The 12,243-nt window shown below is 71.8% G+C and carries 11 protein-coding genes; 2 read left to right on the top strand and 9 right to left on the bottom strand.

Going from position 1 to position 12,243, the window contains the following annotated elements; genetic code table 11:
- Window positions 1–128: 128 nt before the first annotated feature.
- From C1J01_RS20125 to C1J01_RS20085, 9 genes are all read right to left on the bottom strand, one after another.
- Window positions 129–2,981 (bottom strand): CDP-glycerol glycerophosphotransferase family protein, encoded by a 2,853-nt coding sequence (locus C1J01_RS20125; protein ID WP_235854553.1) that lies wholly within the window; start codon window positions 2,979–2,981, stop codon window positions 129–131.
- A 102-nt stretch (window positions 2,982–3,083) separates the two neighbouring features.
- On the bottom strand, window positions 3,084–3,398 hold the full coding sequence (locus C1J01_RS20120) for an MGMT family protein (protein ID WP_111180528.1): 315 nt from the start codon (window positions 3,396–3,398) through the stop codon (window positions 3,084–3,086).
- Window positions 3,386–3,745 carry a hypothetical protein gene (locus C1J01_RS20115; RefSeq protein ID WP_111180527.1) on the bottom strand — a complete coding sequence of 120 codons (360 nt, stop codon included), beginning with the start codon at window positions 3,743–3,745 and terminating at the stop codon, window positions 3,386–3,388. Before C1J01_RS20115 ends, C1J01_RS20120 begins: the two co-directional genes overlap by 13 nt.
- Before the next feature lie 23 nt (window positions 3,746–3,768).
- Window positions 3,769–4,920, bottom strand: coding sequence for a S8 family serine peptidase (locus C1J01_RS20110; protein ID WP_111180526.1), 1,152 nt, complete (start codon window positions 4,918–4,920; stop codon window positions 3,769–3,771).
- Window positions 4,914–5,714: a hypothetical protein gene (locus tag C1J01_RS20105; RefSeq protein WP_111180525.1), complete on the bottom strand. Its 801-nt coding sequence runs from the start codon at window positions 5,712–5,714 to the stop codon at window positions 4,914–4,916. The genes C1J01_RS20110 and C1J01_RS20105 overlap by 7 nt, the downstream gene beginning before the upstream one ends.
- Before the next feature lie 181 nt (window positions 5,715–5,895).
- Complete coding sequence (gene mycP / locus C1J01_RS20100) at window positions 5,896–7,107, bottom strand: type VII secretion-associated serine protease mycosin (protein ID WP_111180542.1); 1,212 nt, start codon at window positions 7,105–7,107, stop codon at window positions 5,896–5,898.
- Window positions 7,101–7,820 carry a hypothetical protein gene (locus C1J01_RS20095; RefSeq protein WP_235854552.1) on the bottom strand — a complete coding sequence of 240 codons (720 nt, stop codon included), beginning with the start codon at window positions 7,818–7,820 and terminating at the stop codon, window positions 7,101–7,103. Before C1J01_RS20095 ends, mycP begins: the two co-directional genes overlap by 7 nt.
- 127 nt (window positions 7,821–7,947) lie before the next feature.
- Window positions 7,948–9,129, bottom strand: a complete 1,182-nt coding sequence (gene moeZ, locus C1J01_RS20090) for an adenylyltransferase/sulfurtransferase MoeZ (RefSeq protein ID WP_111180524.1) — start codon at window positions 9,127–9,129, stop codon at window positions 7,948–7,950.
- A gap of 44 nt (window positions 9,130–9,173) precedes the next feature.
- Window positions 9,174–10,073, bottom strand: coding sequence for an alpha/beta fold hydrolase (locus tag C1J01_RS20085; protein WP_111180523.1), 900 nt, complete (start codon window positions 10,071–10,073; stop codon window positions 9,174–9,176).
- A 239-nt stretch (window positions 10,074–10,312) separates the two neighbouring features.
- Here C1J01_RS20085 and C1J01_RS20080 point away from each other — a divergent pair, with 239 nt between their 5' ends.
- Both C1J01_RS20080 and C1J01_RS20075 read left to right on the top strand, forming a co-directional pair.
- Window positions 10,313–11,278 (top strand): metallophosphoesterase, encoded by a 966-nt coding sequence (locus C1J01_RS20080; protein WP_111180522.1) that lies wholly within the window; start codon window positions 10,313–10,315, stop codon window positions 11,276–11,278.
- Between the two features lie 728 nt (window positions 11,279–12,006).
- Window positions 12,007–12,243: hypothetical protein (locus C1J01_RS20075; protein WP_146615664.1), on the top strand; the 237-nt coding region annotated here is incomplete at its 3' end.

The raw sequence follows: 12,243 nt of genomic DNA, 5'->3' as shown, positions 1-12,243 counted from the left end.
CGCCTACCGTATCGGCGCAGATATCGGGATTTCTCGCGACACGCCGACGCCCGTGTTCGCCCGCAGCGTCACGGGTTCCCCGGCCGCGGCACGGTCCGGGCAGGTCCTGCGCCCGCCGGACCGGCCGCTCAGCCGAAGAGGCGGTCGACCACCCTGGCCGTGGCCTTGCCGTCGTCGCGGGGGGCGAACGTGGCACGGAAGGCGTCGTAGCGGTCGGCGGTGGCGGCGGCCACCTGGTCGATCGACCGCAGCGCCTCGATCACCTCGGCCGACGTCGACAGCAGCGGCCCGGGCCCCTGCTCCGCCAGGTCGAGGTAGAGGCCCCGCTTGGCGGAGTATTTCGCCAGGTCGTAGCCGTACAGGATGATCGGGCGGCCTGTGCTGGCGAAGTCGAACATGACGGACGAGTAGTCGGTCACCAGCACGTCGGTCACCAGCAGCAGCTCGGCGATGTCCGGATAAGTCGTGACGTCGCGCGCGATCTCCGGGACGGCGGGCGCGGCCTGCATCGGGTGGGCGCGTACGAGGATCTCGTGGTCGGCGCCCAGCGCCTGCCGCGCCTTGGCCAGGTCGAGCTTGACCATGGCGTTCTTGCGGTCGTAGTCGCGGAAGGTCGGCGCGTAGAGCACCACGCGCTTGCCCTCGGCCAGCCCGAGCCGCTCGCGCACGGCCGCGGCGAGCGCGTCGCGGTCGGGCGAGTTGAGCACGTCGTTGCGGGGCAGCCCGCCTTCCAGCACCTCGCCCTTGTAGCCGAACGCCTTGCGCAGCACCGGCGTGGCCCACGGCGACTGCGACAGCAGCAGATCCCATCCGCGCACCTCGGCCGCCTGGCGGTGCCAGATGGGCGGCCTGGGGTCGCGATTCATGTGGGCCTGGTCGTTGCCGACGAACTTGGCCGGGGTGCCGTGCCAGGTCTGCACGACCACCTGGTCCTCGCGGGCGCGGAACCACACCGGCAGGAACGCGTTGGTGATGATGTGACGCGACCTGGCCAGCGCCTCGTGGTGCTCGCGGCTGCCGGCGCGCACGACCGTCGCGCCGCCCGGCGGCACGAACGCGCCGTCCTTGACGATCCAGATGTGCTCGCGGTCGTCGCCCCGGCGCAACCGCTCCTCGTAGACGGCGCGCACGCTGTCGGCGTAGAGGCGGCCGTCGTTGACGACGTAGACGGTCGACTCGCGCAGCGGCTCGGTGCGCTGGGCCGGGTAGAAGACCCGGCGCAGCACGTGGGTGCCGGCCACGCCGCGCTCCTCGGCCGGCCTGTCCTCCTCGGAAGTGATCACCGGCACGTCGAAACGCGTGGAGATCATGCGGAAGACGTGACCGCCGATCGTGCGTGGGTCCTCGTCGAGGCCGGACAGGGCCGCGTGATCCATCCGCAGCGGCACGATCTCGCCGGACGGGTGGCGCAGCGACATGCTCCAGGTGCCGGAGGCCAGCGGCACCGGCTCGCCGAAGCGGTCCATCGCCCCCGGCTGCACGCGTACGGAGAACGCGGCGCCGGAGCGCTCCATCGGCAGCTGGTAGGACAGCCCGGACCGGTGGCGCAGCGTCAGCGCGCGCGGCCCCGGCGCGTCGGGGTAGTCACCGCGCAGCACGAGCGCGGAGCCCTCCCAGACCGCCGAGGTGATCACCGGGCGGATGCGGTGGGCCGAGATCACGATGCGGTCGCGGCGGTCGCCCAGCACGGTGATCTCGCGGTCGCCCACCGTCGAGCGGGTCTCGGTGGAGTCGCCCAGCATGACGGAGGCCGCCGGGTCGCCCTTGGGCTCGACCCATAGCCGCCGGCCGTCCTTCTCCTGCAGCAGCGCCGGCACGGCCAGGCCGACCACGACGTCGGTGCCGTCGCCGGACGGGGTGAAGTCGGCGGCGATGCGGTGGCCGCCGAGCCGGGCGTGGCCCTTGGTGACCGTGCGGCCGGGCAGGTGGATCCTCAGCTCCAGGCGCTCGCCGTCGAGCCGCACGCCGGTCAGCTCGGCCCGGTTGGGCTGGAGCACGACCTGCAGAGCGCGGTCGGACGTCCAGACCGGCCTGACCCACCAGCCCTGCTTGACGCGGAGCCCGGCGGGCCGCTCGGGACGGCCGATGGAGGAGCCGCGCAGCAGGCCGGTCGCCCGCGCGCCACGGCTCCAGAACACGATCTCGGCGCGCCACGTCGTGGCGTCGGGCACCGACGGCCTGCGGCGCATGCGGCGGCGGGCCCCGGAGACGAACCCGCGCACGCCGCCGCGCCAGCGCAGCGACCACGGGCGCAGCTCGGCGGTGAAGCCGGACCAGTCGTAGTTGCAGCCGGGCTCGCGGGCGCCGTGGGTGGCCTCGGGGGCGAGCACCCGGCGGGTGCGCATGCGGATGGGCGGCAGCCAGCGCGGCCCGCGCAGCACCACGGTCGCCATGTTGAAGCGGCGGCTGCGCACGGAGAGCCCGGCGAGGTAGGCGAAGCCGGTGACGCGCAGCTTGCCGTCGACCCAGACGATGTCGTCGATGTGGGTCACCGGCGCCAGGTCGGCGCGGCGCAGGCGGTAGAGGTCGGCCGGCAGCTCGTCGCGCAGCGGCAGGTCGGCGTACCAGCGCAGGCCCTTGCGGATGCGCTGGGCCGGCTCGGCCGCCGCGGCCACCACCGAGGCGAGCGTCTCGCCCTCGACGAGCTCGTCGTCGGGGCGGTGCTCGATCAGGTGGCAGATGAGGCGCCGGGCGACGGGCAGGTCGCGTTTGACGCGCGCGTCGACGCCCGCGAGGTAGGGGCGTACGAGGTCGAGCATCTCGCGGCGGCGCGCGGGGCCGCGCTTGACCGCCAGGTCGATGCGGGCCCCGAGGGGACCGCTGAGAACCTGGTCGTCGAACGCGGCGTCGCGACCGCCGGGGCCGACCGCTCGCATGACCGCTTCGAGAGGCTCGCCACGATCGCACAGATCCTGGACAGCCTTCAGGCGGTCGGCGAGCGAATCGCCGCCCTGGCTGCGGGCTGTGACGCCGGTGGCCATGGGGAGGCACCGCCTTTCGGGCCGCCATCAGTGTTCAGCCCATGGTAATGGGAGTCACATGCGACGGAATCGCGGGTTCGCCGAAGGCGCAGGTCAGCGTCGTTACTGAAAATCGGCTGAACGCCCGTCCCAGCGGGCCTGGCGCATGTCCACCCGTTCGCCGCGCAGCGCCGTGCCCTCCTCGCGCCAGTGGGCCAGGCACTCCCGCAGGTGGTCGGGGGCCGCCGCGGTGCCGTCGGCGTGCACGACGCGCCACCACGGCACGCCGCCGCCCCACACGGCCATCACCCTGCCGACCTGGCGCGGGCCGCCCTCGCCGAGGTATTCGGCGATGTCGCCGTACGCCATGACCTTGCCCGGCGGGATGCGTTCGACCAGGTCGAGCACCCGCTCGGCGAAGGGGTTCAGGGACTCCACGCCGTGGGACCCGAGTCGATGATCTCGTCGAACTTGCCGAGCTCCGTCACGGATCCGGCGGCCTCGACCTCCATGACGCCGTCGCGCAGGGTGTAGATTTCGCCGTCCTCGCCCACGAGCCGGGCGCCGAGGGCGGTGGACAGGCGCAGGAGCTGGGCCACCTGCCAGTCGGAGCCGGGCTCGCCGACCAGCTGGTCCCGCCATCGGGCCACCGGGTGCACGTCGCCGCCGTGCCCGATCACGATCTCGTCAGATCCGCGCAGCTCGAATCCGGCCGGCGCTATGGCCTTCGCAAGCTCCGCGAAGGCGAGTGGCGACTCCCGCACCACCCGCAGCTCGTATCCCATGACGCGGGACCATAGCGGATCTTTCACTCTTTTCGCTGATTGAGCAGAACGATGGCCCCGCAGAACATGGCCAGCGCCACGAGCACGCCGCCGCCGTACAGGCCCAACCGCAGCGGATCGGGCCCGGGACGGGTCGGCACGGGTGAGTCCTCGCCCTCCCCGAAGTGTTTGACGCCGGGCTCCACGCTGCGCTTGGCCCCGGTCAGCCGCCCGGCGGCGTCGAGCGCGGCGGCGGCGTCGACCACGCCGAACCCGGTCTGGTCGTCGTAACCGGCGGCGGGCCCGCCCTTGGCGCCGGCCACCAGCGCCTGGGCGACCTGCTCGGGCGGCAGAGTGGGGTGGCGCGACTTGATGAGCGCCGCCACGCCCGCCACGAGCGCGGCGGCCGAGCTCGTGCCCTCGGACAGCTCGTGGCCGCTGCCGCGCTTGACCACGGGCACCTCGACGCCCGGCGCGGAGACCAGCACCGACAGGTTGTCGCTGCTGAACGACGCCCTGCGCCCCTGCCGGTCGGTGGCCGCCACGCCGATGACCCCCGGGTAACCGGCCGGGAAGCTCCAGTAGGAGGTGCTCTTCTCCCTGGCGTACGCGGTCTGGCCGTCGTTGCCCACGGCGGCGACCAGCACGACGCCCTTGCCCAGCGCGTACGAGACGGCCTCGCGCTCGGACCGGAGCGGCCCGTACGAGCCGATGGACATGCTCACGACCTGGGCGCCGTGGTTGGCGGCGTAGCGCAGGGCGCGGGCGAGCGGGCTGTCGGCGGCCGGGCCGTCCTCCTCCAAGGGCGGCACGGAGAAGCCGGGCTCCTCGTCGATGGCCATGGGCAGCGACAGGATGCGCGCCGCCGGCGCGACGCCGACCAAGCCGCCGTCCTCGCCGGAGGCGGCGATGAGCCCCGCCATCGCGGTGCCGTGCCGGCCGGGCGGAACCTCGCGCTGCAGGGCGCCCGCCGACATGTCGGGGCCGGCGGTGACGCGGCCCTTCAGCTCTTTGACGTCGGCGTCCACGGCGCTGTCGACGACGGCGACGGTGACCCCCTCGCCCCTGGTCGACGTCCAGGCCCGCTCGACGTTGAGCGCGTCGAGCACCCACTGCTGCTGGTCTCTGACGGGGTCGGCGGCCGTGCCCGTGAAGGCGAGGACGGACGCCGTGACCAGGCGTACGACGGTCAGCACACGTTCCCCTGAGTGCAGGGCGGCACCTTCGGCGGGTCCGCGAGGAAGTAGGCGATCTGGTTGCCGATGGACTTGGCGGCCGGCCACAGCTCGCTGTGCAGAATCTCCTCCGGTGGGATCGCGGCGCGGGTGCGCCCGTCGGCGTAACCGCCCGTGGAGAAGACGATGTACGGCCCCGCGCCCACCCAGCTGGTGCGCTGGCGCTGGTCGGGGCCGAAGCGCTCGGTCACCGTGCCGGGGAAGGCGACCGGCAGCACGCCCACCCGGTCGTCCTGGGTGAGCTCGTCGGTCGCCGAGACCCTGGACTCCTCGTCCTCCAGCACGGCCACCCCGATCGTGAAGACGAACGAGGCCGTCTGGTCGATGTACGTCGCCCGCAGCAGCGTCCGGCAGCCGTGCTCGCGCAGGATGCCGGCCACGGGGGCGTCCACGCCCTTGGCGCACTCGGTCTCGGGGGCGATGCCGACGCGGCGGGCGTACTGCTGGGCGCGGTCGAGCCCGAAGTACTTCACCTCTTCGGGGAAGACGCCCGTGGCGGGCCAGGCCTGCCAGCGCCGGGCGATCTCCTCCTGCTTGTAGCGGTCCTGCTCGGCCGTGGTGAGCGGGCGCGAGCGGGTCTCGGCGAACAGGCCGACGGTGCCGAGCAGCACGACCATGGACGACACGACGATGACGACGCTGAGCAGGGCCACGAACATGCGGCGGTAGCGAACACCCTGCTGCAGGGAGGTGACCTCGGCACGCTGCCGGGAGGCCGTGCGAGCACGGGAGTCGACCGCCGGCCACGTGCGCACCCGCGGCCGGCGGCCGGTTGCGGCGCCGAGCGGGTTCCGCCGTTGCTGGGCGGATCCTCCCCCGGCGCGCGGTAGACCCCCTGTGGTCGTCCTACGGTTCTTCACCACCGCCTCGTTCCCGCGTCTTCGTCGCTCCCACTCATGTGGGAAGTTGTCTATTTCGTCCCCCTTGATAGGCGGATCATGCGTCTTGTGACATCTGCTCCCGCCGTACCCGTCTGACCAGGACGAAGATGACGGACAGCGAGGCCAGCGCGCCGACGCCCGCCGCGGCGGAGATCGCCGTGTAGACCGTGACGAGCCGGTCGTCGCGCACGACGACCGTGACCGGGCCCTTGCGGCCACCGGCCAGCGGGCGAGCCGGGTTGTGGGTCTCGGGGCCGGTCGCGACCTCGGTGTGGCCGGCCAGCCGGGCCGCCTCGGTCAGGGCCCTGGCGGCGTTGACGACGCCGAAGCCGGTGGCGGTGTCGTAGCCGCCGGGGGGCCGGTCGGTGGCGCTGTCGGTGAGGGCCCGCGCCACCAACGGCGGCGACATATCCGGATATTTGGCCTTAATGAGGGCGGCGACGCCCGACACCAGCGCGGTCGCCTGCGACGTGCCGCGGCCCACCCAGTACTCGTCGCCCGGCCCGGCGCCCATGATGTCCACGCCGGGCGCGGCCACCAGCACCGAGGAGTTCCAGTTGGAGAACGTCGCCCGGCGCAGCCGCCGGTCGGTCGCCCCGACCGAGACGACCCCGGGGAATGCGGCCGGGTAGGAGTAGGGGGCGAAGGCGCCGTCTGTCTTCCTGTCGCCCTCGTTGCCCGCGGCGGCGACCAGCACGACGCCCCTGGAGATGGCGTAGCGGATGGCCGCACGCTCCTCCCGGGTCGCCAGCTGCTTGGAGATCGACATGTTGATGACGTCTGCTCCCTCGTCGACCGCGTAGCGGATGCCCCGGGCCACCACGTTCTCGAAGCGCTCGTCGGAGTTGAACTCCCGGAACCCGGGCTCCTCGTCCTCCAGGATGACCCTTACCGACAGTACGTCCGCTTCGGGCGCGACGCCGATGATCCCCCGTTTTCCTCCAGGCCCGTGACCGTGCCCGGCGATCAGCGAGGCCATGTACGTGCCGTGCAACCTGCTCGGACTCGTGCCGGGCGGATTTGCGCCCTCGGTGAAATCTTTACCGACGCGTACCGAGCCGGCCAGGTCGCGGTGGCGCGGATCGACCCCCGAGTCGAGCACGGCCACCGTCACCCCGGAGCCCTTGCTGACCCGCCACGCCTCGGTGAGCCGCAGCGTCTTGATCACCGCCCGCTGCCCGCCGCGTACGTCGTCGGCCTGCGCGGGCGGCGCCGTGAACAGCAGCGCGCCCGCCAGCGCGACGCCCACCCCGAACCGGTTCAGCACCGCCACTCCCGCGAGGCGCAGTCGGGCATCCGCGGTGTGCTGAGCTCGCTGAGGACCCGTTCGGCGATCTCGGTGCCGAAGGCGAAGATCGCGGGCCGCGGCTCGCCCGCCGCGTCCGCCGGCCGCCCGTCCACCTGACCCGCCGTGGTCAGCACGAGGTACGGCCCCGCCTGGCGTACCGACCCCGACTGGCGGACGTCGGCGGTGAACCGGTCGGCGACCGTGCCGGGGAAGGCGAGCGGCCGCAGGCCGGGCGTGGGCCTGTCGCCCGTGGCGAAGGCGGCCTTGGCGCGGACGGCGCTCAGCTCGTCGGGGAGCGCCACCACGCCGATGGTGACGAGCACGCCGCGCAGCGCGTCGATGTAGGTGGCCCGCAGCACGCCCCGGCACCCGGCCCGGCGCAGCGCCCTGGCCGCCGCGGCGTCCACGGAGTCGGCGCACGAGGTGCGCGGCGAGATGCCGATCCGGCCGGCGCGTTCGCGCCCGCCCTGCTCGGCCGAGTACGGCAGCGTGGCGGGGAAGATGCGGCCCGCGGGCCAGGTGCGCCAGCGGGCGGCGATCTCGCGCTCGGCCGCCGCGTGCAGCTCGGCCGTGCTCGGGCCGCGGGTGAGCTCGGTGCCCGCCGCGCTGCCCGCGACTCCGGCGGCCACCGCGCAGACCAGCGTCAGCGCGGAGGCCGCCACGAGCGTGGGCCACGGGCGGGCGGATCTCACCGGTCTGACCCCCTGACAAGGAACCTGCTCATCTGACCGCCGCCCGTCGTGCTTCCCGCAAGACCCCGGCGGCAGTCCCTCAGCGCAGATTTTCCCTGAGGATCAGGGGCGCATCCCCCGATCCGCGTCAGTAGGAGGGCAGGCTCGGATCCACGGTCTTGACCCAGCTCAGCACGCCGCCGCCCACGTGGACGGCGTCGGAGAAGCCGGCGTTCTTGACGACCGCGAGGGCCTCGGCCGAGCGGGCGCCCGACTTGCAGTGGAGCACGATCTTCTTGTCCTGGGGCAGCCTCTCCAGGGCCGAGCCGTTGAGGAACTCGCCCTTCGGGATCAGCGTGGCGCCCGGGATGCTGACGATCTCGTACTCGTTGGGCTCGCGGACGTCGACGAGGAAGATCTCGTCGCCGCGGTCCTGCATGGCCTTGAGCTCCTGCGCGGTGATCGTGGAGCCGGTGGCGGCCTCGGCGGCCTCGTCGGAGATCGCGCCGCAGAACGCCTCGTAGTCATCGAGCAGCTCGGTGACCGTCGGGTTCTTGCCGCACAGCACGCACTCGGGGTCCTTGCGGACCTTGACGTCGCGGTACTTCATCTCCAGGGCGTCGTAGATCATCAGCCGGCCGACCAGCGGGTCGCCGATGCCGGTCAGCAGCTTGATGGCCTCGTTGACCTGGATGGAGCCGATCGACGCGCACAACACGCCGAGCACGCCGCCCTCGGCGCACGACGGCACCATGCCGGGAGGCGGGGGCTCGGGGTAGAGGCAGCGGTAGCAGGGACCGTGCTCGGCCCAGAAGACGCTCGCCTGACCGTCGAAGCGGTAGATCGAACCCCAGACGTACGGCTTGCCGAGCAGCACCGCGGCGTCGTTCACCATGTAACGCGTGGCGAAGTTGTCGGTGCCGTCGACGATGAGGTCGTAACCCGAGAAGATCTCCATGACGTTCTCGGTGGTCAGCGCCGTGTTGTGGAGCACGACCTCGACGTACGGGTTGATCTCGCGGACCGACGCGGCGGCGCTCTCGGCCTTCAGCCTGCCCACGTCGGACTGACCGTGGATGATCTGGCGCTGCAGGTTGGACTCATCGACGACGTCGAAGTCGATGATGCCGAGGGTGCCGACGCCCGCCGCCGCGAGATACATCAGCGCGGGCGAGCCCAGGCCCCCGGCGCCGACACACAGCACCTTGGCGTTCTTCAGCCGCTTCTGCCCCGCCATGCCCACGTCGGGAATGATCAGGTGGCGCGAGTAGCGGCGCACTTCGTCGACGGTCAGCTCTGGAGCCGGCTCGACCAGCGGTGGCAACGACACTTTCTACGCTCCCGTTTTCAGGGGGTCTTATCTCCATTAGAAACCTAGCCGGGCAGTGGGGCATTCCCCAATCGTGTCTCACCGATCAGACGGCGTGCCTCAGCGGCCACGACCTGCGGGATCTCCATCATCGCCACGTGTCCCGCAGTCGGCAGCAGCACCAGCCGGACGTGGCGGAACGCGCGGTGCGCCTTCCTGGCCATCGCCGGCCGGACCAGGCGGTCGTGGCGGCCGTGGATGATCAGCGTGGGCGCCTCGACCTTCTCCGCCTGCCGCCACAGATTGTCCTGGCCGCGGCGGAAGTACTCGGCCACGATGCCGCGCGCCGAGGCGACCATGGCGTGCCCGGCGTGCGGCAGGCTGTCGCGCCTGCGCTGCTCCTCGATGGCGTCCTTCAGTCGCATGGGGTGGACGGCCTCCATGTTGGCCCAGACCATGGCGAACGACGCCTGGATGCGCTGCTCGACCGGGAGCATGCGCAGGTGTTCCGTCACCCATTCGCCGATCTTGGGCACGGCGGCGGCCGCCACGCGGACGGGGCCGTACCTCGGGATCAGGTCGGGCAGCGCCGGCGAGATGAGCGTGAGCGTGCGCACGAGATCGGGACGGCTCGCCGCGACCCGGACGGCGACCGCGCCGCCCAGCGAGTTGCCGAACACGTGGGCCGGGCCCGTCCGCTCAAGCAGGCCGATCACCGCCCGCGCGTGGGCGGGGACGGAATAGTCGCCGTCGTCGGGCGCGGGCGAGAAGCCCGCGCCGGGAAGGTCGAGCGCGTGCCCCTGGACGGTGTCCTTGAGCTCGTCCATGAGGTCGGTCCAGTTGGTCGCCGCACCGGCCAGCCCGTGCACGAACACCGCCTGCTCGGCGGGGCCCTCGGGGGTCGATCGCACGTGCACCGAGCCGATCATGCGTCCCGGCCAGTGCGGGATCGGCTCCGCCACCATGGGTCCTCCTCCTCGCCTTCGTGTACGCCTCTTCCCGGTTCCCACACGATATTCATCGTCGCCGGCCACTCTCGGATTCCCCCACCTGGTACGACAGCCCCATCTTCCTCGACATTACGGACATCGCGCTCAGTCTCCGTCGGCCACCCCCCACCATGATCGACGTCGTTCGCGACGCCTTCCCCGGGGCTTCGGCTGCGCGTCACCGGGTGATGGCCGGGGCCGGACAGGGTGCGTCCATGCGTAAACCCCTTCTCATGGCCGCGGCGATCGCCGCGGCGCTGGCCGGCGGCATCGCCGCACCCGGCACGGCCGGCGCCGCGTCCAGCCCCGGGCCCTCGTTCACCTTCGCGCTCCTCGGCGACACCCCGTACGGCGAGGCGCAGGAGGCCGCGTTCCCCGCCCTGGTGGACGACGTGGACGCCGACCGGGACGTCCGGCTCGTCCTGCACGCGGGAGACGTGAAGAGCGGCTCCACCTCCTGCGACGACGCGCACCTGACCGCGACGGCGAAGTTGTACCGGACGTTCGACGACCCGTTCGTGCTGACGCCCGGCGACAACGACTGGACCGACTGCCACCGCGCCGCCGCGGGCGGCTTCCTTCCCACGGAACGACTGGAGGCGGTCCGCCGCATCTTCTATCCGGTCCCCGGGCGCACGATCGGCGGCCGGGCGATGAAGGTCGAGACCCAGGCCGCCGACCCGAGGCACCGCGACTACGTCGAGAACGTGCGCTTCACCGAGAAGGGCGTCGTCTTCGCCACGGTGCACGTGGTCGGCAGCTCCAACGGCCTGGCGCCCTGGAGCGAGCTGCCCGGCGGCGACCTGCCGGAGCCGCGCACGGCCGAGTACGAGGCGCGCAAGGCCGCCGCGCTCGACTGGATCGACGCCGCCTTCGACGCCGCCCGGCGCACCGACGCGCCGGGCGTGCTGCTCATGCTGCAGGCCGAGCCCGTGCAGGCCGCCGGGTTCACCGAGATCCGCGAGCGCATCGTCGAGCGGGCTCGCGCGTACGGCAAGCCGGTGATGCTGGTGCACGGTGACGAGCACGTGCAGGAGGCGGAGCCCGGCTACGCGGGGGTGCCGAACCTGACGCGGCTGGAGACGTTCGGCGACACCGCGAGCCAGTGGCTGCGGGTCACCGTCGAGCCGAAGTCGCCGCAGGTGTTCTCCTGGGAGCAGCGGACCGTGCCGGCGCGGTGACACCGCTGGGTGCGCCGCCGGCGCGGCGCACCCACGGCGTCCGGCTGACCATCGCGGATGCAGCGGTGTATATCGCGACATAGGGGTCTAAGCGATCTCTTGACACGTCCTGATCGCGGCAAAACCTGTCGTATGCCGTTTATGGCAACCAGGGTCGGAAAGCATGTCTCCAGCGGCACCCACCGTGACGACTCCGGCACTCACCGTAATGAGCGGCCCAGGCCGGCGAATCGACCGTCGGCGGGGGCCGCACTTTTGCGGAAGGCATTTCTCCGGAGCGGCCGGCCTGGCGCATCTCCGGTCAAATGGCGAACGCCGCCGTACCCTTTGACGACAAGTCGCGCGATTCTCGCGCGCGGGGGCGGGGAAAATCGGCGCCGTAACGCATCCGCGCGCTTTCGCATTCTCGGAGCAGTACGCACGGGGCGCCGCGGTTTCGCCTTTTCAGTCGTGGATTCGAGAGGCCGGTCGACCGAGGCTGCCCGCACCTCCTGGAGCCGTTGCGCATTTCCGCTCGAATCGGACATTTCATGTCATTTCATGAGATAGATCTTTAAGCCAAGCAATAAGACTCTTAATGTACTGCAAAATAGAGTGATCCCCGTTTGCTGGGTCACAGCCCCGGAAATGACATCCACCGGATGACTCACCGTAGCCGTCCAAAACCTGGTTACAGGTACCCGGAAACGTCGAGAACGGGGCAATCGATCCTTTAGGGGGAAAACGCAATGCCCAAGCTCAAGAGTCTTATCGCAGGAATCGCCATCGGCACCGGCATGACCGGCGCCCTGGTCGCCGGCGGTGCCAGCACCGCCACCGCCGCTACGCCGGCCACCGGCCTTCCCGTCGTCATGAACGACGACTTCGGCGACGACGTCTTCGACGACGACAACAACTTCAGCCACTTCCTTCCGTTCCTTACGCACCACAACCGCGGGCACAAGTGTGGCAGGGGCCACCGGGGC

Source organism: Nonomuraea aridisoli, assembly GCF_003236395.1.
GTDB lineage: Bacteria > Actinomycetota > Actinomycetes > Streptosporangiales > Streptosporangiaceae > Nonomuraea > Nonomuraea aridisoli.
Note: the sequence above shows the minus strand (reverse complement) of the source record. Positions and strands in the feature narration are given on the sequence as shown.